The organism is Mesorhizobium sp. M0983, from assembly GCF_040318975.1.
Classification (GTDB): Bacteria; Pseudomonadota; Alphaproteobacteria; order Rhizobiales; family Rhizobiaceae; genus Mesorhizobium.
Map to the genome: position 1 here is coordinate 24757 of NZ_JAMYNH010000030.1, position 24723 is coordinate 49479.

At 61.3% G+C, this 24723-nt stretch carries 23 protein-coding genes; 12 read left to right on the plus strand and 11 right to left on the minus strand.

Annotation, left to right across the window (positions count from 1 at the left end; all coding sequences use genetic code 11):
• Positions 1-70: 70 nt before the first annotated feature.
• The 4 genes from NKH71_RS30015 (at position 71) to NKH71_RS30030 (ending at position 4969) form a co-directional block, all read left to right on the plus strand.
• Positions 71-1210 (plus strand): metallophosphoesterase family protein, encoded by a 1140-nt coding sequence (locus tag NKH71_RS30015; protein WP_352496447.1) that lies wholly within the window; start codon positions 71-73, stop codon positions 1208-1210.
• Positions 1207-3294 (plus strand): AAA family ATPase, encoded by a 2088-nt coding sequence (locus NKH71_RS30020; protein WP_352895791.1) that lies wholly within the window; start codon positions 1207-1209, stop codon positions 3292-3294. The genes NKH71_RS30015 and NKH71_RS30020 overlap by 4 nt, the downstream gene beginning before the upstream one ends.
• 2 nt (positions 3295-3296) lie before the next feature.
• Complete coding sequence (locus NKH71_RS33550; RefSeq protein ID WP_502900434.1) at positions 3297-3725, plus strand: MarR family winged helix-turn-helix transcriptional regulator; 429 nt, start codon at positions 3297-3299, stop codon at positions 3723-3725.
• A 128-nt stretch (positions 3726-3853) separates the two neighbouring features.
• Positions 3854-4969, plus strand: a complete 1116-nt coding sequence (locus NKH71_RS30030; RefSeq protein ID WP_352496449.1) for a Fic family protein — start codon at positions 3854-3856, stop codon at positions 4967-4969.
• A gap of 277 nt (positions 4970-5246) precedes the next feature.
• Here the strand turns inward: NKH71_RS30030 and NKH71_RS30035 are convergent, their stop codons facing one another.
• Complete coding sequence (locus NKH71_RS30035; RefSeq protein ID WP_352496464.1) at positions 5247-6236, minus strand: Tim44 domain-containing protein; 990 nt, start codon at positions 6234-6236, stop codon at positions 5247-5249.
• 350 nt (positions 6237-6586) lie between these two features.
• Here NKH71_RS30035 and NKH71_RS30040 point away from each other — a divergent pair, with 350 nt between their 5' ends.
• The 5 genes from NKH71_RS30040 to NKH71_RS30060 all read left to right on the plus strand — a co-directional run bounded on the left by NKH71_RS30040 (position 6587) and on the right by NKH71_RS30060 (position 11469).
• Positions 6587-7306: a FadR/GntR family transcriptional regulator gene (locus tag NKH71_RS30040; RefSeq protein ID WP_352484283.1), complete on the plus strand. Its 720-nt coding sequence runs from the start codon at positions 6587-6589 to the stop codon at positions 7304-7306.
• Positions 7307-7321: 15 nt separating this feature from the next.
• On the plus strand, positions 7322-8527 hold the full coding sequence (locus tag NKH71_RS30045; RefSeq protein WP_352895794.1) for a mandelate racemase/muconate lactonizing enzyme family protein: 1206 nt from the start codon (positions 7322-7324) through the stop codon (positions 8525-8527).
• Between the two features lie 39 nt (positions 8528-8566).
• Positions 8567-9550, plus strand: coding sequence for a sugar ABC transporter substrate-binding protein (locus tag NKH71_RS30050; protein WP_352496451.1), 984 nt, complete (start codon positions 8567-8569; stop codon positions 9548-9550).
• 204 nt (positions 9551-9754) lie between these two features.
• On the plus strand, positions 9755-10735 hold the full coding sequence (locus NKH71_RS30055; protein ID WP_031194994.1) for an ABC transporter permease: 981 nt from the start codon (positions 9755-9757) through the stop codon (positions 10733-10735).
• Positions 10736-10737: 2 nt separating this feature from the next.
• Positions 10738-11469, plus strand: coding sequence for an ATP-binding cassette domain-containing protein (locus NKH71_RS30060; RefSeq protein WP_352484286.1), 732 nt, complete (start codon positions 10738-10740; stop codon positions 11467-11469).
• A 52-nt stretch (positions 11470-11521) separates the two neighbouring features.
• On the opposite strand, the gene NKH71_RS30065 is transcribed toward NKH71_RS30060, so the two are convergent.
• The 10 genes from NKH71_RS30065 to NKH71_RS30110 form a co-directional block, all read right to left on the minus strand.
• Positions 11522-12436 carry a sugar-binding transcriptional regulator gene (locus NKH71_RS30065; protein ID WP_352895798.1) on the minus strand — a complete coding sequence of 305 codons (915 nt, stop codon included), beginning with the start codon at positions 12434-12436 and terminating at the stop codon, positions 11522-11524.
• A 183-nt stretch (positions 12437-12619) separates the two neighbouring features.
• Positions 12620-13675 carry an NAD(P)H-dependent glycerol-3-phosphate dehydrogenase gene (locus NKH71_RS30070; RefSeq protein ID WP_352496452.1) on the minus strand — a complete coding sequence of 352 codons (1056 nt, stop codon included), beginning with the start codon at positions 13673-13675 and terminating at the stop codon, positions 12620-12622.
• Positions 13676-14758, minus strand: a complete 1083-nt coding sequence (locus tag NKH71_RS30075; RefSeq protein ID WP_352496453.1) for an ABC transporter ATP-binding protein — start codon at positions 14756-14758, stop codon at positions 13676-13678. It abuts the gene before it with no gap.
• An 80-nt stretch (positions 14759-14838) separates the two neighbouring features.
• Positions 14839-16164: an iron-containing alcohol dehydrogenase gene (locus tag NKH71_RS30080; RefSeq protein WP_352496454.1), complete on the minus strand. Its 1326-nt coding sequence runs from the start codon at positions 16162-16164 to the stop codon at positions 14839-14841.
• A complete protein-coding gene (locus NKH71_RS30085) occupies positions 16157-17686 on the minus strand; it encodes a xylulokinase (RefSeq protein WP_352516122.1) in 1530 nt (509 codons plus the stop codon). Before NKH71_RS30085 ends, NKH71_RS30080 begins: the two co-directional genes overlap by 8 nt.
• Before the next feature lie 65 nt (positions 17687-17751).
• Entirely contained in the window at positions 17752-19281 is a 1530-nt protein-coding gene (locus tag NKH71_RS30090) for an ABC transporter substrate-binding protein (RefSeq protein ID WP_352496456.1), read from the minus strand.
• 47 nt (positions 19282-19328) lie between these two features.
• On the minus strand, positions 19329-20228 hold the full coding sequence (locus tag NKH71_RS30095; RefSeq protein ID WP_352496457.1) for a carbohydrate ABC transporter permease: 900 nt from the start codon (positions 20226-20228) through the stop codon (positions 19329-19331).
• Complete coding sequence (locus NKH71_RS30100) at positions 20228-21139, minus strand: carbohydrate ABC transporter permease (protein WP_352496458.1); 912 nt, start codon at positions 21137-21139, stop codon at positions 20228-20230. Before NKH71_RS30100 ends, NKH71_RS30095 begins: the two co-directional genes overlap by 1 nt.
• Positions 21140-21491: 352 nt before the next feature.
• On the minus strand, positions 21492-22538 hold the full coding sequence (locus tag NKH71_RS30105) for an NAD(P)-dependent alcohol dehydrogenase (RefSeq protein WP_352496459.1): 1047 nt from the start codon (positions 22536-22538) through the stop codon (positions 21492-21494).
• Positions 22539-22966: 428 nt separating this feature from the next.
• Positions 22967-23209 (minus strand): N-acetyltransferase, encoded by a 243-nt coding sequence (locus tag NKH71_RS30110; RefSeq protein WP_352717631.1) that lies wholly within the window; start codon positions 23207-23209, stop codon positions 22967-22969.
• Positions 23210-23288: 79 nt separating this feature from the next.
• Here NKH71_RS30110 and NKH71_RS30115 point away from each other — a divergent pair, with 79 nt between their 5' ends.
• Genes NKH71_RS30115 through NKH71_RS30125 form a run of 3 tightly spaced genes read left to right on the plus strand, consistent with a single transcriptional unit; the run spans position 23289 to position 24531 of the window.
• The gene (locus tag NKH71_RS30115) at positions 23289-23708 is read left to right on the plus strand and encodes a hypothetical protein (protein ID WP_352717629.1); all 420 of its coding nucleotides are present in this window, start codon (positions 23289-23291) and stop codon (positions 23706-23708) included.
• A 1-nt stretch (position 23709) separates the two neighbouring features.
• Positions 23710-24276 carry a type II toxin-antitoxin system VapC family toxin gene (locus NKH71_RS30120; protein ID WP_352496462.1) on the plus strand — a complete coding sequence of 189 codons (567 nt, stop codon included), beginning with the start codon at positions 23710-23712 and terminating at the stop codon, positions 24274-24276.
• Between the two features lie 24 nt (positions 24277-24300).
• Positions 24301-24531, plus strand: coding sequence for a hypothetical protein (locus tag NKH71_RS30125; RefSeq protein ID WP_352496463.1), 231 nt, complete (start codon positions 24301-24303; stop codon positions 24529-24531).
• The last annotated feature ends 192 nt before the right edge of the window (positions 24532-24723 follow it).

Here is a 24723-nt window from a genome sequence, read left to right on the forward strand (position 1 = left end):
ACAACGCGCATCCTGGAATTTTTTCATCGAGCCGCGGCCGAACCCCTCTATGCTCCGGGCGGAGACCCGAATGGCATTTCGATTCGTACACACGGCCGACATTCACCTCGACTCGCCGCTACGTTCGCTGGCGCTGCGAAACCCTGATCTTGCCGAACTCGTGGGGGACGCCAGTCGCCAGGCATTTGTCTCGATAATAGACCTCTGCCTTGCGGAACGTGTCGATGCGCTCGTCATTGCCTTATCGCGCATATCGAAACAGCTCGTTTTTCCTGACACGGTCACGATCTTCGGCGGCCGCCCCCAGTCGGTGCTGCAAACGGCCGGCGGGCTTGACGTCGCATTCCATGGATTGAGCTTCGCGAACCCAAAGGCGCCGGAAAGCCTGCTGCCCAAGTATCCGGCGGCCCGGGAAGGGGCGGTCAATGTGGGCATCATGCACACCAGCCTCGCTGGATCGCCCGGTCACGATGTCTATGCCCCTTGCAGCATCGCTGACCTGCACGGCCATGGTTTTGACTATTGGGCGCTTGGGCACATCCACGTGCGCCAAGTCCATCCTGGAGCAAGCACCGTTGTGATGACGGGAATGCCGCAGGGCAGGGACATCAACGAGGCCGGAGAGAAATCCGCCACTCTGGTCACAATACGAGAAGACCGGTCCGTCGAGATCGAGGAAAAACTGACCAGTATCGCGCAGTTCGAGCGGGCGAGCGTCGATCTGACCGGGACGGTCGAATGGTCTGAGGTCGTCGGCCGTGTCCGTTCCGCGCTCGAAGGTATCCGGGGTTCCGTCAGATCCCGCCACGTTGTGGTCCGTCTCGGACTGGCCGGGGCGTCGCCGTTGTCATGGGCGCTGATCCGCGACAGGGACCTGCTGCTGGCCGAAGCCGAGCAGGCGGCGGAGCAGACGGGCGACACATGGGTCGAAAAACTTGAGCTTGATCTCGCTCCACAGAGCGCGGAAACAGCCGATGACGTCGCCGATCCGATTTTCGAACTCGCGCAATCCATGCATGCCAATGTCAAGTCTGAGGCCTTCCGCGCCGAGGCGAGGGCGCTTGTCCAAAAGATGATTGCCGATCTGCCGCCGGACGGGCGCGACTTCGCCGGACGGGACGAAGCTGGGCTGGAACTGTTCATCGACAAGGTGCTTGCCAGCGGTGCCGACCTGGTCACGGCCCGCCTCAAAGCAGGTGGAGCGCAATGAGGCTCCGGCGCCTTGATCTTATTCGTTATGGAAAGTTCACCGACGGGACGATCGAATTCGGCCCAAGGCCGGAGTCCGGTCCCGACTTCCACATTGTGTTCGGGCTGAACGAGGCCGGCAAGTCGACCGCACTTTCCGGTTATCTGGACCTGCTGTTCGGTATCGAGGAACGCAGCCGCTACAATTTCCTGCACGAGTACAGCGCGATGCGTATAGGCGGGGTGCTCGAACTCGCCGGCACTGAGCACACATTCACGCGCACGAAGCAGCGCACCAACTCGCTGCTGAACGCAATGGAGCAACCGGTGAGCGAGGTGGCGATAGCAGCCCATCTCGCAGGTCTGTCGCGGGACGCATACGAGACCATGTTCTCGCTGGACGACGAGACGCTGGAAGCAGGCGGAAAATCAATCCTGGAGTCGCGTGGCGACCTGGGCAAGCTCCTGTTCACGGCCAGCGCCGGTCTTGGGCATGCGAGCGACATGTTGAGCGCGCTAGAGACCGAAGCGGACGGGCTCTATCGCAAGCAGGCTCACGGAACCGAACTTGCGCTGCTCAAGAAGCGCCTTGCGGAACTCAAGTCGCGCAGGGACGCGATCGACACCTTGGCCTCGACTTTTGAGAGCCTTGAGGCCGAACGTCTTGACGCGGCGGAAAAATACGACCGCAGTATTGCTGAACGATCATTTCTGTCGGCTCGGCTTGACACCATTGCCAGGTACCTTCGCGCTATGCCGATCCTCGCCGACATTCGACGCAAGGCGGCCCAGCTTGCCGAGCTGCCTGACATCGCTTCACCATTGCGAACCTGGACAGGCACCATCACCGGATTGATCGATGACGACGCCAGCCTGAGAACGCGGCTGTCAGGGAACATCGACGACGCCGAGCGCGTGACAATGAAAATCGGCTCGGTCGATGTGGACGAGGCGATCCTGGCAATGTCCGAGCGGGTTCGGGCGCTCGCGGATCGCAAAGTGCGCCATGTCTCCGCAGGCCTGGACCTGCCAAGCCGCAGGACCGAGCTGCAGATACTCGACAGCGCCGTGGCGAATTGCCTTGCCGCCCTTGGAAGATCGTCCGAGGCAGATCCGGCTGCGCTGCTTTTGCCTGCTGCCACAGTCGGCGCTGTTCGCGCCATGCTCGAAGAGCGATCGGGAATCACCACCGGCGTACGCGTTGCCCGCAACGAATGCGCGGCGGCGCTCGATGCACTTCAGGCGGCACGCGAGCGGGTTGGGCAAGAGAGGGGGGTGCCCGAACCTGCCAGGGCAAGGCTGGCCTCGGCCTTGTCGAAAGCGCGAGCCAGCGGGCACCTAAAAGACCTCAGGATGGCCCGCGAGGCGGAGGACGCGAGCACGGTTCGATGGGAGGCGGCAATCGCTCGACTGCATCCCTGGTCCGGAGACGCCGGGGCACTGGCCAGGGTGCCCGTCCCGAGTGTCACGCAAGTTGGTGCATGGAAGGTGCGGGCAGCTGGGTTGGGAAAGGGCAGGGCTGTCCTTTGCGAACGTCTCGCCGAATACCAGGAGAGTCACGACCTGCTCTCGGCTCGCCTGGATGCGCTTCGTGCCTCGATCGATGTGCCCGACGATGAAGCCGCCGCCGCCATCCGCCGCGCCCGAGACAAGGCGTGGGCCAGGCATCGGGGCGAACTTACTGGCCAAACTGCTGACGATTTCGAGGCGCTATTGGCGCGTGACGACAGTGTTGCAGCGGTTCGGCTGGCCAACGCGCGAGAGCTCGCGGAGATCCGGACAACGCTCCGCAGCCTCACCGAAACAACAGCCGCCATCACACGTATCCGCGACCAGCTTGCACAGATCGACCTGGACGATCAGGCTGTACTCTCCGAACTTCGCGAGGTGGCCAGCGAGCTACTGGCAGAGTGCCTGGAATTCTCGCCCGAGCGTCTGATCGAAACGATCGAGGATCATACCTCTGCCCGCATTGATGCGCTCGCGGCCTGGGAGGACGTCGAGCTGGCACGCAAGAAGGCCCGCCGCGCGCTCGACGAGGGAGAGCAGATCCAGCAGGAGTTGATCGGCGGTGCTACTTCCGGCAAAGGCAGCATGCCCCCTTAGAGATCACAACCAGACCCGAGGACCTCCCGGCGGCTTCCGGCGGGATTCGGCGGCCTGATCAGCAGCTCTGCTTTGCGCTCTATTCGGCAAGCGGGCTGATGACCCGGCTTTACCGGCCGCTGCTCGATCCGCTGGGGCTGACCTACCCGCAATATCTGGCGATGCTCGCGCTATGGGAGCGAGCGCCAAGCACGGTGGGCGAGCTTGGCGAAGTGCTTGGGCTTGATTCGGCGACGCTGACGCCGTTGCTCAAGCGGCTGGAAGCATGCGGCCTGGTCACACGGCCGTTGTCATCCCGTCGCACCACGTCGCGTGTCGCTGCACGTGCGGGGTATGAAGAACTTAAGCCGCTCATTGAGCTGGGAGAAAAAACCGAAACGTTCGAGCAACGATTGAGCGCGGCCCGCAATGCGGCGGCCCTACAAGCATGATTAAATTGATCTGGATGGTTAGCCGTTGGATCGCGCCGGGGCAAAGCCGCGACTTCTGAGGCATAGAGAAGATTGCTATAGCTCACAATTGTTGCTATCGTGAGTTATAGCAAGGTGCCCTATCACTCATGGTATGGAATTGGGAGCAAGCGGACTGGCCGCATTTTACCTACGATAAGAAGGCGTTGGAACCGCTGGAAAGCGAGTTCCTGTTGCGATCGGGCGAGTTCCTAGGCGTCTTTCGTCATGTCGGTTCCGACGATCGCGACCAGATCCGCATCGATCTTATCAGCGAAGAGGCCTTGAAGACATCCGCGATTGAGGGGGAGTACCTCGACCGCGAGAGCCTGCAATCATCCCTGCGCCAGCAACTTGGTCTGGGCGGCGAGACCAGGCGCATTCCGCCTGCCGAGCGGGGCATCGCTGAAATGATGGCCGATGTCTACTTGCATTTTGCCGATACGCTGACGCATCGCACTCTTTACGCTTGGCATACGATGGTGATGTCGGGTGAGCGTCGTATCGAGACCATCGGCAACTACCGCCAGCATGCCGATGCCATGCAGATCGTTTCCAATCGGCTGGATAAGCCCAAAGTTCATTTCGAAACGCCGCCCTCCGCGCGGGTGAAACCCGAAATGGATGCCTTCACTACTTGGTTCAACGATACCTCACCCAAAGGCAAGACACCGCTCCCAGCGTTGACGCGTGCCGCTATCGCGCACCTTTATTTCGAGAGCATTCACCCGTTCGAGGATGGCAACGGTCGCATAGGCCGTGCCCTCTGCGAAAAGGCGCTGGCGCAAAATCTGGGTGAGCCCAGCCTCATCGCGTTGGCCTATACGATAGAGCGCCGCCGCAAGGCCTACTACGACCATCTGGAGGCCAGCAACACGAGCAACGCGGTAACAGATTGGCTGCTCTACTTCGCCAACACGATCCTCGAAGCGCAGCGCGTAACGCTCGCTCGTGTCGAATTCTCCGTCGTCAAGGCCAAGTTTCACGAAGGCTACCGGGATCACTTCAACGAGCGCCAGGAAAAGGTCATCGCCCGGATGTTCCGCGCGGGCATCGACGGGTTCAAAGGGGGGCTCAGCGCCGAGAATTATATCGCAATCACGCAGGCATCGCGCGCGACGGCAACAAGAGATTTGCAGGACCTCGTTGCCAACGGTGCACTGATAAGAACCGGCGAACGGCGACACACACGTTACGCGTTGAACATTCTTGATGGCCGCACGTAAACCAGAAGAGGCAGGCTGTCAAAGAGCCTGCCTGCCTGAGCATCGAGGGGTGGCGGGCTGCAACCCGGCAGGAGGTTCGTCGATTGGGTTACACGAGACCGGAAACGCAAAAAGTCGCGCGGTGCGATGCTGATTGTCCGGTCCCGGTTGAAGCCGGTGGTATAATGTTACCTCAACGCGCGTTGGGGGAAAGAAGCGCGCGGAAGGGGCGCGCTGGCCTTCGAGTGGTAGCGAGAAACCTGAACAAAACTCTTGGCAGACATCAAGGCCGGGCACATCAGCTCGGCTGCTGTATTGCGGCAAGCTTCCAGTCACCGCCGTTCTGCCGCGTAAAGGTCCACAGTTCGGTTGTCTCTGTCGGCTGATCGGCCTGGCCCTCGACAATCTTGTCACTGATGCGATCGCGGGTCACGTCGCGAGACTCGTAGCGCAAAGCAGCGGTCGCGTAGTCGCGGTCATCCTCCCGCCAGCTTTCCGCAATATCGGCCTCCAACAGGCTGACATCCGACACGTCATTCCGGACGCCCTTTTTGGCATTATCGGCAAGTTCCTCGGACAGATAGGAAACCATCTCGGGCGTCACCAACCGGCGCAAGGCAGCATGGTCCTCGCGCCCGAATGCTTCTTGAACTTCCGTCAGCCGTTGCTGGAACGTGTCGAGGTCGGTTTTAGTGAGCGTGATCTCATCGGAAGGGCTGGCCTGGCTCGTTCCGCCAAATCCCGACCCGATGCCTGGAATGGGGAATGCTTGGACGTTGCTCGGCTCGGGCCGGGCTGCTGCGCTTCGCCCAAAGCTCCCAGCACCTCGCGAGGCACCGGCCATAGCGGGCTCTGGGTTTTGCGCCGATTGCGAGCGGAAAAAGCGAATGGCCAGCATGACCACGCCGCCGATCAGCAGCACTTGAAGGAGAAGGCCGAACATGCCGGCCAAGCCGCCGAACCCATGGCCCAAAAGAACGCCGATCAAGCCGCCGAGCAGCAGCCCCCGCATCATCGATCCACCGAGGCCGTTGAAGAAGCCTGGGCGCTGGAATGCCTGCGGCTGGCGGGCCGCATTGTTCGTTGCCGCATTGGGCGTCATCGAGCGCTCGACCGGTGCGGAAGGCTGTGGCGCCGTCCTGGTCGGCGGGACCGGCTGGAAAGTGCGCATGCCGCGACTGCCGAAGCTGCCGCCACGGCGCGCATCGGCGTGATCCACAGCGACCATGGAAAATGCCAGGAACAATCCCGCAAACAAAATTGCAAACCGTCCTGAACGCGAAATCAGCATAGGCAAGTCCTCAAGTGACACTCTTTCCGCTCATATGGGGTGCGTCGATCGAAATATCAGTGAATCATCTGCCAAGAAAATTCGAACGACATGGTCGGCGGCACGCCGCTGTTCACGACGAGAATGTCGAGCGCACCAAGCAGACAATCGCCTGCTCGACCGCGCGGGCTCCTGCACCCGGCCGACCCGGCGACGGTCGCGTCAAGAGCATCGTTCGTGCAAGCCTCTTGCCATCGGTCTCTTGGCGACGACGCCGGCCCGCCTGATCTTGACATACATCTTTCTTGCATACTATCAACACCTCAGGCAAACCTGCCATACAGGTTGGCCCCTGAACTGGAGATTGCGTGAGCACGGCGGTATCCGCAAAACATTCCGACGCAGCGAGCCTGGTCAGCAATACGATCGGCGAGATCACGCGCCATATTCGCGCGCATGAACTCGGGCCCGGCGACCGGCTGCCCAGCGAGGCCGCGCTTTCGAGACAATTGAGCGTCTCGCGCACCGTGGTTCGCGAGGCCTTCAGCTCGCTCGCCGCCATGCGGCTTATCGACCTGAGGGCAGGCAGACGGGCTACCGTCGCCGAGCTGGATTATGGCGCCATGTCGCTGGTGATCGAGCATGGCGTCCACACCGAGCAGATCACGGTGCAGCAAATCTACGACGTGCGCCGCACGATTGAGACCCGCACCGCCATGCTGGCGGCCTTGCGCAGAACAGCCGACGAAGTGGAAAGGATCAGGACGCATGCGCTCGCCATGCGCGAGAATTTCCAGCGGCCGGAACAGGTCATGGAGCACGATCTCGCCTTTCACCTCGAAATCGCCAAGGCTGCAAAGAATCCGGTTTTCAGCCTCATCGTCGGCGCGTTCGAGCGCGTATCGCGCCAGACCTGGCCGATCGGCTGGCGGAGCCGCCCTTCGGATGCCGAGCAGTTGGAGATGATCCAAATCCATATCGATCTCGCCGAAGCAATCGAGACCGGTGATCCTCAGTCCGCTCGCGACCTGATGGCGAGGCATTTTGACGAGAGCGTCAAGGCCCTGCTGGCGGCTGGCATCGCCTGAGGAGCGGGGTGCGCGATGAAGATCACGAAACTGGAAACGCTGCGGATCAAGGAGCGGCCGAACCTTCTCTGGGTCCTGGTTCACACGGACGAAGGCCTCGTTGGGCTGGGCGAGACCTTCTTCATGGCCGAAACCGTCGAGACCTATCTGCACGAATATGTCGCGCCGTGCGTGATCGGGCGCAACCCCTTGCAGATCGACCTGCTTGCCGCCGATCTCGTCGGCTATCTCGGTTTCCGATCGACGGGCGCGGAAGTCAGGGGCAACTCCGCTTTCGATATCGCACTGTGGGATCTGTTCGGAAAGGCGACGGGTCAGCCGATCGCACAACTCCTCGGCGGTTTCACCCGGCACGAGATCAGGACCTACAACACCTGTGCCGGTACCGAATACATCAAGAAGACCACCGGCCAGACGACGGCCAATTACGGGCTCGATAAGCCCGGCGACGCCTATGATGATCTGAACGGCTTCCTTCACCGCGCCGACGAACTGGCGCATTCATTGTTGGAGGAAGGCATCACGGCCATGAAGATCTGGCCCTTCGACATGGCCGCCGAGAAAACGCGCGGCTTGTATATTTCGCAGCCTGATTTGAATTCCGCGCTGGCGCCATTCGAGAAAATCCGCAATGCGGTCGGCGACAAGATGGACATCATGGTTGAATTCCATTCAATGTGGCAGCTGCTGCCGGCCATGCAGATCGCCCGCGAGCTTGCCCCCTACAAGACCTTCTGGCACGAAGATCCGATCAGGATGGACAGCCTGTCCAGCCTGAAACGCTATGCCGAGGCTTCGCTGGCGCCGATATCGGCTTCGGAGACGCTCGGTTCCCGGTGGGCCTTCCGTGACCTTCTCGAGACCGGGGCGGCCGGCGTCATTATGCTCGATATCAGCTGGTGCGGCGGGCTCTCGGAGGCGCGCAAGATCGCTGCCATGGCTGAAGCATGGCACCTGCCGGTCGCGCCACACGACTGCACCGGTCCAGTTGTGCTCGGCGCATCGACCCACCTGGCGCTCAATGCGCCGAACGCGCTCGTCCAGGAGAGTGTCAGGGCCTTCTACAAGACCTGGTACCGCGACCTTGTGACCGCTTTGCCGCAGGTGAAGAACGGCATGATCACCGTGCCTTCCGGACCGGGCCTCGGCATGGAACTGAACCCGGAGATCGATCGCGCCTTCACGGCGCTTCGACGGGTGACCGACACATCGACTCTCTGAAAATGAACCTGAAGCAGCTTTCTACGGAGGAGGAGAACCATGAAGAAGCTACTTATCTCGGCAGCCTTGGGAGCAGTACTGGCTGGAGGCTCTGCAATCGGCTCACGCGCGCAGGAGCCGATGAAAATCGTCTTCACACATCATTCGTCGGCGTCAAACCCGTTCTGGCAAGCTGTGAAGAAGGGGTTTGACGACGCCTGCGCCAAGATCCAGGCCAATTGCCAGATGGTCTTCACGCAGACCGAAGGCTCGATCGAGCAACAATCGGCCAACATGCAGGCGGCGCTCGCGGCAAACCCGGACGCGCTGATCACCTCGATCGTCGACAACAATGCCTTCGACCAGATCATCGCCGACGCCCGCGCTGCCGGCGTCACGCTCATCGCATCCAATGTCGACGACACCGAGGGAGCAGCCGGCAATGCCCGCCAGGCTTTCATCGGCCAGGGCTTCATTCCCGCCGGCTACGAACTCGGCAAGAAGATGTCCGAGTTCTTCCCCAAGGAAGGCAAGATCAGGGCCCTCGTCGGCGTCTCCGCGCCCGGTCAGAACTGGTCGGAACAGCGCGCTGCCGGCGTCATGAAGTTCCTTGAGGAATACAAGGCCGCGAATGGCGGACGCGAAGTGGTCATTGAACGGCTCGACACCGGCACAGATGGCGCCGTCGTCGCCGATCGTGTTGGCGCCTATCTGTCTGCGCACCCGGACACCACGGTGTATTTCGACACCGGCCTTTGGCATGCCTACGTCGCCCAGGTACTGATCGATCGCGGCATCGAGCCGGGCAAGGTGCTGATGGGCGGCTTTGATATCGTCTCGGAAGTCCTGCAACAGATGGAAGCGGGTTATATCCAGGTCCAGGTCGACCAGCAGCCCTACATGCAGGGCTTCATGCCGGTGATGGAAGCCTATCTCGCCAAGAACGTCGGTCTGCTGCCGGCAGACATCGACACCGGCAAGGGCATCATCGTCAAGGAAGACGTGCCAAAGCTCAAGGAACTGGCCGCAAAGGGCGTGCGGTAGGCACGAAGCCGGCGTCCTCTCCTCGTTCTTACGGGGAGAGGTCGGCTGGACAAGGGGGAGGGCCAGGCAACACGGTCTTGGGCGTTGGCTCCGTCCCCATCCTCCAGCGGCATCTTCCCCGTCAAGGGCGGTAGAAGACAGACTGCCGCCATCCCCTTTGCCGATGCGATAACCAGCGGAAACGATCCCGAGCCGGAGCGAATGATGAAGCGTTTGATGAAGATTTATCTGGAGAAGCCGGAGCTTGCGGCGGTCGTGTTCCTGCTCCTGCTCCTCATCGTCTTTCAGATTCGCTCGAACGGCGTATTTTTGAACACACAGAACCTTCGCGGAATGCTTGGGCTGCTGCCCGAAATGGGGCTGGTCGCGATCGGCGTGACCCTGCTGATGATATGCGGTGAGTTTGATCTTTCGGTGGGCTCGGTCTTTGCGCTGACCCCGATGACCATGGCGGTGATGCTCGCGGCAGGCGTTCCGTTCGCGCCGGCCTTTGCCGCCGGCCTCGCGATCGCTGCCCTCATCGGCTTTTTCAACGGGTTCATAACGATTCGTTTCGCGATACCAAGCTTCATCACCACGCTTGGTATGCTGTTCATCGCGCGTTCGCTGACGGTGGTAATCTCCGGCGGCTTCCCTCCTGTCATACCAGCTAACGCTCTGCCGAAATGGCTGTTTACGGTCTATGTGGGACCGGGCGACCTCTTTCGCATGTCGTTCTTCTGGTTTCTCGCCGTGGCAATCCTGGTGACCGTGCTCCTGTCGCACACGAATTTCGGCAACTGGGTGCGCGCCACCGGCGGCTTTCTGCCCGCCGCGCAATCGATGGGTATCCCGACGGCCCGGGTGAAGGTCGCCTGCTTCATGATCTGTTCGGTGCTCGCCGGCTTTGCCGGTACCATTCAGGTGATGCGGCTCGGCGCCCCGCTGCCGTCGATCGGCGAGGGGCTGGAGCTGCAGGCCGTGTCGGCTGCCGTCATCGGTGGCGCCTCGTTGGCTGGTGGCATCGGCACCATCTTCGGCGGCATCATCGGGGCTGCCCTTATCCGCGTCATCGACAACGGACTGGTGCTGAGCCAGGTTGACGCCAACTGGTTCAAGATGGCGATCGGCTTTCTGACTATCTTCGCGGTCGTCATGAACGCATGGCTTCGAAAGCGGGGCAGGGCAATGAAGGTGGAGACCTGATCATGGCGGCGCCCATCATCGCGATCAAGGGACTCCAGAAATGGTATTCCGGCGTCCACGCCTTGAAAAACGTTACGCTGGATATCTATCCCGACGAGGCACTGGGCCTCGTCGGCGACAATGGCGCCGGCAAATCGACGCTGATCAACATCCTCTCAGGCACCCAAAAGCCCGATGGCGGCGAGATCAGGATCGAAGGTGAACCGGTCCGCTTCTCTAACCCGCGCGACGCCATGGGACGCGGCATCGAGACGATCTACCAGTACAATTCCATGGTCCCGACTATGACCATCGCCCGCAACGTTTTCATCGGACGCGAGCCGGTGAAGGGTTCGGTTTTCGGTATCGGCATCCTGGACCAGAAGCGCATGCGTGACGAAAGCGTCAAGGCGATCGCCGACGTCGACCTGCATCTGCGGTCGCCCGACGCGCTGGTCGGCGAACTGTCGGGCGGCCAGCGCCAAGGCGTGGCGATCGCCCGGGCCATGCACTTCAAGTCGAAAGTCATGATTCTCGATGAGCCAACCAACCATCTCTCGGTGAAGGAAACGCGAAAGGTGATCGGCTTCGTTCGTGGCCTCAAGGCCCAGAACATCACTAGCGTCTTCATCAGCCACAACATGCATCATGTTTTCGAATGCTGTGACCGGGTCGTGGCGATGGCGCGCGGAGAGATCGTTCTGGACAAGCCGATCGGCGAGACTTCGATCGAGGAAATCCACGAGGTGCTGTGACGTGAAGAAGCAATCACTCGCGAGCCACTCTGCTGGTGGAGATCAGTCTGCGCTACGACTTTTCCGCAAGAATAGCCTCAGCGGTTTTCTCGTCGGTGATCAGCACATCGACGACTCCCAGACGCAACACGGCGCGCAGCACCGGAACCTTGTCGAGGCCGCCGGAGGGCAGGATCACAGTGTCGACGTCGCGCAGATGTTCGGGGGCGAGGCCGATGACGCGGCTGTTTAGCGGGTGATCGACGAGTTGTCCGTCGGCGCCGATCCAGTGGCCGCAAATATCGCCGACCGCTCCGGCTTCGCGGAGTGATCTGAGATCATCGTCTCCTACCAGTCTGATCCGAAAGATGGTGGCGTCCTTGTGCACCGCGCCCACCGAAACGAAAGCGGCGTCAACGTCGCGGGCATGAGTGAAGGCGTCTTCCAGAATAGACTGGCGCATAAGCAGATCGCGTGTGGCCTCGGTATCCGTGAACACCGGTGCTGCGATGTAGAAGCATTCCGCGTCGAAGAGCGCCGCGAGCCGGGAAGCGATCTCGTAGATGTTGATCGCCGATCCACGTGTGAGCCCGCCAAGCAGGGAAACGATCGACATTCCTTTGACCGGGCGCACGGTCACCGACCGCAGACTGAGCTGGAGCGTCCGCCCCCATCCCACGCCCACCGATATCCCGTCACGGATTCTAAGCGACAGGGCTTCGCCGGCGGCGGCTGCGATGACCTGTGGCACCAGAGCAGGATCCGGCGGTGTCGGGACCACGATTGGATCCGAGACACCATAGGCGTCCCGCAGCCGGTTCTCCAACTCGATGCAGTTCGCCACCTTGGAATTGATGCGAATCTGAACGATCCCCCGCTGGCGCGCATGCGCCAGCATCCGGTTGACGCGAAGGCGGGTCAGGCCAAGAGACTTGGCGATTTGCGCCTGGGTGAGGTCACCGACATAAGCAAGCCAGGCGGCGCGCACGAGCAGCCCTTCCTCGCGATCGGCCGTGACGGAACTCGTTACGGCTTGGCGGCCGTCGCGTTTCTTTCGTGCTGGTTTCTCCATCAGATCATCCTGTCCACTCCGCGGCAGCGGGTTCAGAGCGGGCTCGGCCGAGCCATGTGCTCATCGATATGAGGCATCAATCGAGTTTCCCCGGCTCCGCTAGCCTCGACGATAGCGGTCGAAGGACAAAACCAGCGGAGCATCATGGCAAATCGCGTCGATGATGGCAGTCGTCAGCGGCAGGCGATCATGGGGAAGTACACCCCGGCCCATCATATTCTTCAAAGCCTGACCAAGGTCCAGCGCCAGTTGCGCCCCCTCAACCGTGTCCGAACTCATATGTTCGCGCTTCGCCACGGAATAGGGCAGGCCGCGGCCGAGCAGGCGTCCCATGCGACCGTTACGGCCCGCCTGGCAGGTCACATAAAGATCGCCGGAGCCGGCCAGCCCCAGCACTGTTTCGATTTTTCCACCCAGAGCTTCGACCAGAATCGCCATCTCGGCGAGGGACTGCGAGAAAAGCGACGAGGCAAGGTTGTGCATGAGCGCACCGTTGGGCGCCTTGCCGTCTCGCTCAAGCAGCCCGACGGGAGCCCCAACGGCGAGTGTATAGAAGTTCTTGAAAGCCGCGCAGATCTCGACGCCAATGAGATCGGATGATGGTCGCGCATGATAGAAAGGCGCGCGCAGGATGCGTGACGCCGCGGCCAGCTGGTCGGGATCGTGCCCAGCCACGATCACGGAGGTATCGCGCTGTGCGGCCAGTTCGCCGGCAATGCAAGGTCCGCCGACGGCCATCACCGAGATCGACAAGCCAGTACGTTGCTCAATCTCGCGGGCAAGCAGATGCGGCAGGATTTCGATGCCTTCGTCGCTCGCGGCGAGTCCTTTCGTAATCATAAGTATCGGCATGGGCGACTTGATGCTTTCAGCAATGCGGTCGATCGCCCAAGGAACGCCGGCCGACGAGACGCCGAGTACAAGCAGGTCGGCTCCATCGTTCATCGCCGTCCCGAATTCGGTCCAGGAACAGGCGGCTACCGCGTCAGGCAGAGTGATGTTGAGGCGAGGGTGATGACCTGTGTCGGCCACAGAGCTGACGATCTCCTCGTCGAGATGGGTGCCGACAAGAGTGATGCGGTTACCCGCGTGAGCGGCCGGAAGCGTCATCGCAGAGCCCATGACGCCAGCGCCGAGGATAATGATCTTCGCCATTCAGCTTCTTTCCTTGTCCAGCCGCTCGCCGCTGCCTTGGTCGAACAGGTGGATTCGCTCAGGCGCTGGCTCCAGGTGGATCACAGCTCCAGGAGAGAGCTCCATGCGGTCATGCAGCACCGAGCAGATCGCAATGTTGCCCATGGCGGCAAAGATATGGATTTCGGGGCCAGTCGGCTCGACAACCGTAATTCTCGCCGGGATGCCGCGCCCGTCTGCCACAGGTCGAAGATGTTCGGGCCGAATGCCATAGATCACCTTTTGGCCGGGCCGGACCGCAGCCTCTGGCGGAAGCGGGAGGGATAGCTCGTCGGTCCGCACCACCCAGGCGTCGCGCTCGGAAGCCACCTCGCCATGGAACATGTTCATTGCGGGCGAGCCGATGAAGGAGGCGACGAAGAGGTTTGCCGGGCGATCGTAGACATCAAGCGGGCGCCCGATCTGCTCGATGCGGCCGTCGCGCATGATGACGATGACATCGGCCATGGTCATGGCTTCGATTTGGTCATGCGTGACATACACGGTGGTGGTCTTCAGCCGCTGGTGGAGCTCCTTGATTTCGGTGCGCATTTGCACGCGCAGCTTGGCGTCGAGGTTGGACAGCGGCTCGTCGAACAGGAAGACAGTTGGGTCTCGCACGATGGCGCGACCCATGGCGACGCGTTGCCGCTGGCCGCCCGAAAGCTGGCGGGGATACCGTTCCAGATAAGGGGTCAGATTGAGGATCGATGCCGCCCATCCGACCTTCTGTTTGATTTCTTCGTTGGGGCGTTTCTTCAACTGCATGGAAAACGCCATGTTGTCGAAGACGGTCATATGCGCGTAAAGCGCGTAATTCTGGAAGACCATCGCGATATTGCGGTCTTTGGGATGAAGTGTGTTGACGACCCTGTCTCCTATCGTGATCTCACCGGACGTGATGGGCTCGAGACCGGCTATCATGCGCAACAGTGTGGACTTGCCGCACCCGGACGGCCCCAACAGAACGACGAACTGGCCATCCTCGATCGAGAGATCGAGTCCATCGATAATCGAGAGGGCGCCATAGTCTTTCTTTATGTTGCTGATGGTGACAGACGCCATAAATTGTTATCCTTCGATTGCCCTTGCCGGTTGGGTTCAACTTTCGCCATGCGAGTCATTGGCGACGGTCGGATGCGGTCTCACCATTCGCTCTCCAGAAACTCCTCCAGCAGCCCTGCATCGGCGGCCAGATTGACAAAGGACCATCGGCCACGGATTTCCCGCGAATAGCGAATGGCGTCGTGCCAAAGCGCGCGCGGCAGGCCTAGTTCTGTGCCGGTGACCGGCCCCCCGGCAGCCTTGAGTGCTGCCTCCATGCGGGCAACCGGCATCGCCATCGGCCGAACCTCCTGGCGCAGTGCCGGCCAGATTTCCGCAAGCCTGCGGTTGAAGATTTCCGTCTGGCGGGCGTCGAGTGCCGTCTTCTTCATCTCGGCAATGCAAAGTGGTCCAAGTTGTGCCCCATAGCGGGCCAGCATCGCCGCCTCGTCGATGGCGGTCGGCTTCACCTGCGGTGGCTCTTTCATGTCCAGCAGCCGCGCTTGCAGACGCGCCATGACCATCGAGGCAACCCCCACCTGCTGACCGTGCGTGGTGCCGGGATGATGGTCTTGCGCGAACATGTCGACCCAATGGGAAATCTGGTGCTCTCCCATGGATCCAGGATGGGAAACGCCGGCAAAGCACACACCCATCGAGCACAGCGTCAAGACGCGCTGGAGATGCCCGACAGCGGTGACGTCATGCCTGGCAAGGCCAGGCGCATTGGCCAGCATCGGTCCCTCATCGCCCGCCTGCAGCAGGTAGGGCACGGCAGAATAGTAGGTGTCGAACAGCCGATGCGAAGCCCACCAATCGATCTGGGCGGTGGGACGACACAGGCTGTCACCGAGCCCAGCGGCGCTGAGCCAGGCGGGCGCTGCGGCCGAAACGCCAAGGTCCAGGAAGATGCCCCGCGGCGCGTGCGAGGGCAGCGAGATCTTGAGCCCTGAAGCCAAGGTCACCGACGCTGTCGAAGCGCCATAGCCATTCATCGAGGCGGCCGTGCCGAAGACGGCATAGGGCCGCTCGTCGAGGAAGGTTGCATGCTTGCAGCTGTCGTTGAGGACGCCAGACCCGACGGCCACGACCCCGTCGGCGTGACGCGTCTTCTCCCTGACCATCTGGATCGTTGCCTCATCGCAGTCGAGGCCGTCAGGCAGCACGATTTCACTGATGTCGGCGATGGCGCGCAGCGCCTTCGCGACGCGCCGGCCCATCACATCGACGGTGTTGACATCGGACACAACAGCGATGCGACGGCCGAGCGCCAGGGGCGCAACGAGATCCGCCTCGCGGCCCTCCGTCGTCTCCAGCAATTCGATCGTCTGGAACGGCAGGACGGCAGCCTCGCCTGTCTCAGGATCTTTCCAGCGTTCCGCGACAACGTCCTCGATCAACGCGTTCCAGTTGGTCGTTTCAGCCATGATCGGCCTCCATGAAGGCCGCGAGGCGCTGGTTCCAGGCTGAAAGCGTTGGCCAAAGATCGGCATGGATCGCAAGAAGTTCGGCGTAGAGCTCGGCCCGTCTCGTGTCCGGTTCGAAGGTTTTGGCCGGCTCGCTGGCCATTGCCAAGGACGCTTCGGCGATGGTGGAAAACCAGCCCACGCCCTTTGCCGCCGCCATCGCCGCGCCAAGCGAGGAGGCTTCCACCGTCGTCGAACGCTTTATGGGACGATCGAGTGCATCCGCCAGAATTTGCATCCACAGGTCGGACTTCGCTCCTCCACCGATGGCTATGAACTGGTCGATGGTCTGGGCGGCAGCCGCAGCGGCCCGCTGACTTGTCGCGGCCTGATGCAGCGCTATGCCTTCCAGCACGGCGCGATAGATGTCGCCGCGGCGGCTGGAGCCGGATAGCCCGGCAATCACACCACGGGCCGCGCTATCCCAGTGCGGGTCCATGACGCCCTGCCAGTAGGGCAGGAGCATTATGCCGCCTGCGCCGATCGGGCTCGCAGCGGCTTCGGCCTCGAGCGCCTCCAGAGCATCGCTTGCGCCATGCAGATCGACGCCAAGCATTTCGCGCGCCATCCAGTCGACGAGAAAAGTGCCGGCGCGAAGGCACGTCTCATAGATATAGCCGTCATCGGCGACCGCCGTCTCGGTGCGGAAGGCCTGGTCGTGGACGTAGTCCGTGCCGAAGCTGCCGGAGACGACCGCCGTGCCGAGGTTGATGTAAGCGCATCGCGGCTGCAACACACCAGCGCCCGTTCCGGCGCATTGACCGTCGCCGCCGCCGGCGACGATCGGCGTGCCCTCGCGCAGGCCGGTCGAAATGGCCGCTTCCGAAGTCAGTTGGCCCAGAACGGTGCCGGGCCTCGCCAGGTCCGGCATCATGCGCCGGGCGATGCCCGCTGCGGCGAGTATTTCGTTCGACCAGTCCATAGCTTGCATATCGAGTATACCCATCGGGTCGGCGGATGCGGTGGACGTCACCCACCGGCCGCTCAAGCGAAACACCAGATAGCCGTGGACTTCGGCCATTCGCTCCACGCGGGCAAAAATCTCGGGTTGTTCCTCGCGAAACCAGATCATGCGGTAAAGGCAAGGAATGACGTCCAGCGGCTTGCCGGATATTGCGTGGACACGTGCTGCGCCGAAGCTCTCGCCGAAGCGGCGTGCTTTCCCACGGGCGCGCTCATCGAGCCAGAGGGTCGCGGGCCCGACCGCCTGGCCCTCCTCGTCGAAAAGGCCGAAGCTCTCGCGTTGGTTGGCAATCGCAAGGGCGGCAATGCGTGCGGGCGAAACTGTTGCCGCGACAGAACGAAGCGCCGTGACCGTCGAGGCCCACCATTCGGCCGGATCCTGCTCGAAATAGCCCGAACGCGGGTTCGACATTGCAAGCGGCGCACGACCTTCAGCCACGGCCAGACCATTGCGGTCCCAGGCGATCGCCTTGGTTGCCGAGGTCGAGGAATCGATGCCGATGACGAGATCCGGAACCATTGCCGCCACATTGCCAAAGGGCGAGGGCGGTCGAAGCCGCCTTCGCCCAAATCACCGACTACCCGCTAAAGACCGGCATCCTTGACTTTGCCGTCGACAATGCCGGCAATGGCATCCAGGCATGCCTTGGCGTCGCCGCCATAGTCTTGGCCCGTAAGCAATTTGCCGAGTTCAACCGGGATGTCGTTGTTCGACAGATCCGCCCAGATCGGCATGTCCGGCTCCGATCCCATCTGGTTGTCGATAGTGTATTTGATCGCCTCGAAATGGCGTGTCGTTCCGGGCCCGACAACAGCCTTCGCCTTGACCCGAGGATCTGTAAAAGAGGAATTGCGCATCGGCGAGGCGCCGCCGCCGAGCGTCGATACCCGCGCCATCACATCCTTCGAGCAGACCCACTGCATGAACAGCCATGCTGCTTCCTTGTTCTTGGAATATTGCGACAGCGAGATCGTCGAGCCACCTTGGTGGCCGACGGCCGGGATTTCGTTGAAGCCGCAATCGGCGACGGCGCGGCGGCCAGGAACCTCCTTGGGCGCGGGCAGGGCCTCGAACAGGCCTTTGACCTTGGAATCGTTGGCGTCGAAGCCGGGGAAATCCTCGCCCCAGGTGATTGCCATGGCGGCCTGACCCTGTGTCAACGCCTGTCCCTGACCGTCCCAGGTCCAAGTCGTCGCCGAGGGCGGCGAGTTTTTGACCAGCTCCTGATAGAATTGCAGTCCGGCCACGCCGCGCTCGTCATTGCCGACAAACTTCTTGTCCTTGTTGAAGATCGAACCGCCATGGCCCCACAATGCGAAGGTCCAGTCGCATTCCAGCGAATAGTGGCCGGACTTCGCCTGGCACGCTGTGCCGAAGATGCCGTTGCTTTTTTCTGCCTCTGTGAGCGCCTGCACGGCCTTGAGGTAGGCGTCGAGATCTGTCGGCAGCGCAATATTGTGTTTGTCGAAAAGATCCTTGCGGTACATCAGGATGAAGATCGGAATATCGAATGGAATTCCGCACTGTTTGCCGTTGTACATGGCGATGCCGTCGACCAGCGGCTTGGAGAAATCGTCCCAGTCGAAGTTGGGCATCGCCAGTTCTTTGTTCTGGTCATAATACTCGCGCGGATCGACGACATCCTGTGCAAATGTCGCCATCCAGGACTGGTCGAGATAGTAGACGTCGTAGGTGCCAAGCTGGCCCTGCACGTCTTGCGTGGCCTTGGCGAGAACCTGCTCCAGCGGCACGATCTCGACTTCCACCTCAATGCCGGTTGCCTTGGTGAATTCACCCGCGACAAGCTGGTTGGCCACGATCGTTGGCGGCGTCGCTTCCGAAGTGTAGCGGATTTTGGTGCCGGCGTATGGTTTGCCGACGTCGGCCAGCCACTTCAGCATATCGGCGTCCTGGGCGCGGGCTTCTTCAACCCCGAGGCCCAGCATCCCCCGATTGGTGCGGCCACCACCTAGCATAGCCGATCCGAAGGCAGAAAAGCCGACACCAGCGAGCGCCATCTTCCTCATGAAGTCGCGTTTGGTTATTCGGCGCGCCGTAAAGTCATTGCAGGTATCGGTGACGAATGTCTTCTTGTCGTGTTCACTGAAGCTCATGATCGTTCCTCCGTTGCGGTTTTGTCGTCGTTGTTCTCGTCTGCGCCTCACTCCTTCAGAGATCCGAGGGTGAGGCCGCGGACCAGATGCCGTTGAACCAGCAGGATAAAGATGAAGCTGGGTATGATCGCGGACGTGCCGAGCGCTGTGATGTAGCCCCACTCGGTCGCGGTCGAGGTGACAAAGGTCGAGATCTTCACCGGCACAGTGCGGATCGACGTTGTCAGGAACAGTGAGAGCAGGAACTCGGTCCACGAAAAGATGAAACACAGCACGGCCGTCGCAGCGATGCCGCCCTTGACCATGGGAAGGACCACGCGTCGGAACGTCTGCCAGCGCGTCGCGCCGTCAATCAGCGCCGCTTCATCAACCTCGCGCGGAACATCGTCGAAGAACGACTTCAAAAGCAAAACCGCCAGCGGCAGGTTGATCAAACTGTGAACAAGGATGAGCCCCGTATAGGTATCGCGCAAGCCGAGATCCCGGAACATGAAAACGATCGGAATGACGATCGCGATTGGCGGCATGAAGCGCTGCGAGAGAATCCAGAACAGGAAGGACTGCTGTCCACTGAACTGCATTCGTGACAGGCAATAGGCGGCCAGAGTGGCCAGCAGCAGCGTCAGCGCCGTCGATCCAACGGCTATGATGGCGCTGTCGAGCAACGACTGGCGGGAATCGTAGGAGCTGGCGCCACCCTTGATCACCCCGGCCGCCTCGCCGCCCTGTTCCATGCCGATGTCGACGCGCGAAACGCCAAGCAACGTCACACGGTAATTGTCCGGCGTCGGCGTGAAATCGACGTAGACCGGTCCGCTGCGGTCGAAGATCGCCGAATAGGGTTTGATGGACGACAGCGCCCACCACGCGATCGGGAACATGAAGATCGCCACCACAAGGACGGCGAGCACGTCACGGGCGATGGTTTGGGCGCGCGACGGTTCCATCAGAACCTCACCTTGAACAGCCTGACGAACAGGTTCGACACGACGATCAAGACGACGAGCACGATCAGCGACAGGGTCGCGGCGTAGGGAAAGTCTCCGGTGAAATAGATACGGCCAGCGTAGAATGAAAGCGTCTCGGTGGCCGTGCCAGGCCCGCCGGCGGTTATGATGTAGACGTAGTCGTAGATGCGAAAGAGATCGACGCCGCGGATCAGCACCGCGACCGCTATCACCTTGCGCAGCATCGGCAATGTGAGCCGCAAGAACGTCTGGATGCCGCTGGCGCCGTCGATCGCCGCGGCTTCGAAAGGTTCCTTCGGCAGCGCCCTGAGCCCTGCCAGGATGATGAGCACCATGAACGGCGTCCATTGCCATATGTCTGCCAGCAGGATCGCCGCCAATGCGGTTCCCGGCTGCGTCAGGATCGGCTGTGCCGGCGAGATCAGGTCGAGGGCATAGAGGTAGAACGACAGGACGCCGAAAGACCCGTCCTGCATCAGCAGGAACATCATTCCGGTCACGGCAGGCGGCACGACCAGCGGCAATGTCATCAGCGCCCGCAGCACCCCGTAGCCTTTGCGGTCGGTGTCAAGCAGAAGCGCGATGAGGATGCCGAGCGCAAGCTGAACCGCAAGCGCGACGAAGGTATAGATCAGCGTCGTTTCCAGCGAATGCCACATACGCGCATCCGAGAAGGCGCGCGTCCATTGGTGGAGCCCGGCGAAGTCGAGCTGCCGGGAGACGACATTGCGTTTGTGAAACGACAGCCAGACCGAATAGGCGAGGGGATAGATGCCGAAAACGAGAAGCATCACCGTGATCGGCGCGAGCCAGGGGAAAGGATGCTCGGCCGTCATGAACCGGGGCAGGGCCCATCTGGGCGTTTCGTGGGTCACGGTCACCGTGCTCACGCGCAAATCTCCGTTCGGTCACAGAGACGCATCGGCCCTTCTCCCTATCGGCCAGATTGTGCCAACTTGAACTTTTGTAAGTTTGTTGTGCCTTTTGTTAAGAACGTGTCGGACGGCCGCCGATTTGTCAAGTGTCGGTTCCATCAGTGCTCAAGGGATGGCTCGCGGTCCCACGCCGGTCCCACGGGACGCCGTCATCGCCTGATATGAGCTCTTTTTGGAGGCAACGCCGCTGGCAATGCCGTGTACCAGCATCAAAAGCGCCAGGGTCGCCGCCAACTTGGCGGCCCAAGAAGCTACGGAACGCGTCCAGGAGATCGGGAGGACCGCCCGGGCTTCGTTGGAACTCGCCTTATTCCGGCAATCGGATCTGAAGCTTTACGTCCGCCGGCCGAGCTTCGACTGCGCGGTCGAAGGCGGTGATGGAGTCTTCGAAGGGGAAGGTCGCCGAAATGAGTGGCTTTAGGTCGACCCGGCCCGACCCCATCAGGGCAATTGCCCGCTCATATTGGTGGGCATAGCGGAACACAGTCTCGATGCGGACTTCCTTGGTCGAGGCGGTGGCGACATCGAATGCGATCGGCGCCACCGGCAGGCCGACCACCACCACCGCGCCACCGGGCCGCGACAGATCGAGCAGGGTCTCCCATGCCTTGGACGAGCCCGAGCATTCAAAGACGACGTCGGCGCCCCAGCCATCGGTCTGGCGCTTTACCTCCGCCGCCAGGCTCTTGTCGCGGATGTTGACCGGGATCACACCTTGATAGCCGCAGGCGATGTCGAGCTTGGGTTGGGCGAGATCTGCAACAATGGCGCGGGCGCAGCCGCCGGCGAGGGCAGCGATCGCCACCATCGTGCCGATCGGCCCGGCGCCAATCACCACCGCGGTGTCACCCGGCGCGATCTTCGCTTTGGCAGCCGCCTGCATTCCGACAGCGAAAGGCTCCACCATGGCGCCTTCGGCGAAACTAACATTATCGGGCAGTTTGAAAGTGTAGTTGGCGGGGTGGACGACATAGGGCGTCAGGACGCCGTGGATCGGCGGCGTTGCCCAGAACCTGACCGCCGGATCGATGTTGTAGAGGCCGAGCCGGCTCGCCCGCGAATTGGGATCGGGGATACCCGGCTCCATGCAGACGCGGTCGCCGACCTTCAGATGCTCGACGCCTTCCCCTGTTTCGACGACGGTGCCGGCGGCTTCGTGGCCCAAGACCATCGGCGCTTCGACCACGAACGGGCCGATGCGGCCATGCGTGTAGTAATGCACGTCAGAGCCGCAGACGCCCACCGTATGGATCTTGATGCGAACTTCGCACGGGCCCACGGTCTGTGGCAGATCGATGTCACGCAGCTTGAGTTCGTGCTGGCGTTCAAGGACAAGGGCGCGAACGTTCGTCATCGACGTAATCTCCTCTAATGCCGATTGTTCGAGCCTCCTCGAACCTTACTTGCATTCGGCACGCTCATCATAGCCGCTTATCCGCGGCTTCAAAATCCAGTTCGGAAGGGTGTTGCTTGATTCCGACTATGCGTACCAACTTCCCGGCCAAGGGCTTTGAAGGCCGACCATGACGCCGCGGAATTAGCGTTTGGATCATCCAGCGTGCTCTGAGGTATCCAGTGATGGGTTGGCAACAGGACAGGAAGCCAGTGTTTAGAGCGCTACGTGCACGCTCGGTGCACACAAAAGTCGCCTATTTTTCGGTTCTGTTTTGGCGAAGCGGCGCAACAAGGGATGCGGTGACGCGATTTTGCGACATTGTTGCCCGGCTTTGGCCGCCCGAGCGACAGAGCGCCTGACGTTAGGCGATGTAGGTGCTGCGTCGATCATGGCTCCACCAGTTGCTGGATTGCGTGCATCGGTAGGACCAGCCGGAGGGAGTCCGGCAGCCGCACGAAGCCGTTTCCCTCATAGAAGGCAGCGGCGCGCTCGCTGATGGTATCCACCACCAGCATCGAGGAACCGACTGTGGCCGCGCTCGCATAGGCGCGCCGCACGGCGTCGGCGAGAAGCATCGCATCCAGGCGTTCGCCCTGCCGGGCTTCCGAGACCCCCAGCCGTCGCCGCATTTCGGTGGCTCCTTGAAAATTGTCTCAATCATGTTATGTTGGACGAAATCGTGAAATGTCAGACATTGGAGGCTGCGTCATGGCGAAGGCAGCGAGGAAGAAACACACGGGTGGTGGCGCGGAACGGCAAGGGAGATTTGCCATTCAGAAGCGCGCCGGTATGGCCGGTATAATCGAAATGACGAGGAAGGCCGGCGAGCCACTTCCGAAGACTGGTCGGGCAACAAAGACCGGCAAGTCTGTCGCGGTCAGCAGAACCCGTGTTGAGGCCGTCATGAAGGCGGCGGAACGTTCTGGTCTGCTGGGTGAGAAGAGCACGCGGATCGGTGGTCGTATCAGTCCGGCGCTGATCGAAAAAGCCAAGAAGCAGACCGGGATCAAGACTGACACCGACTTGATCGAATTCGCCCTCGCCAATGTCGCCCTCGACGACAATTTCGGACAGACGTTCAGAAAGACGAGAGGCACCGTCGATCCGACGCTTAAGCTCGGGTTCTGAGTTGACTGACTTTGATTTTGCCAGTTCTGTCCGCTGGGCACGATTCGATCCTCAGGAAAGGCTGTCTCGCCGCAAGGACGACGACCTTCCGTTCCTCGGTGATACTGCCGAGGCGGGGCAAGAGCTGATGCTCGATACCTGTGTCTACATTGATGGTTTGCAGAGCCACGCCCCGGATGTTGTCGCCGATCTGCTCGATCTCAGACTGAGTAATCATTCGACAGTTGCCATCCAGAAACTCATGCACACCGTCGGCGTGCTGGACCCCAAGCATCCCGGTACAAAGACTGCAATCAAACAGATTGGCGCTACCGTTCGCGGCATGCACCCGCATCGTGTCTTCGCACCGGATACGGACGTGCTTGGAAAAGCTGCGCTGCTGTCCGGCATCATGTGCCGCCTTCAGGGCTACCAGAAAGATGCTCGCCTCCGCGCGCTTCAGGATTGTGTCTTGTTCCTGCAGGCGCAGAAGCTAGGGTTCACGGTACTCACAGCGAACATCAGCGACTTCGATTATCTTCTTCAGCTAATTCCGACCGGACGGGCGCTGTTTTACCGGCAAGCCTGATCGTCACGCCCGGGACACCATCATTTGCAAGCTCTGCTTAGCGTCCCGGAGCACAAGAACCCTATCAATCGGTTCCTGATCTGGGGTCTACCGTCCGGTCATTCGCGGCGTGCTGAAGCAAAGACACTCACCATCGCGCTCGCGATTGTCGACATTGCCGACGTGGCCCGACATCGACGCATCCATCATGCTGCCGAGGCCGCCGGCGATCTGCGCGTCGCCACGGTTTACTCCCTGGGAATAGGCTGGGAATAGGGGGACCTCTGCTTGATGCTCATAGACCGCGATCGGCGGGCTGAGGTATCGTGGCGAAAATTTCTGGGCGTCGGCATCTATGCCAAGCGAAGCGCCGCAAGGAAGATTTAGTTGTGTGCGTCAAGTTCTGCAAAAATGGCGTGGCAGTAGCTGTGACGTCGGCGTGTCCGCCGCGCAGCCCCCGTGTTTAGC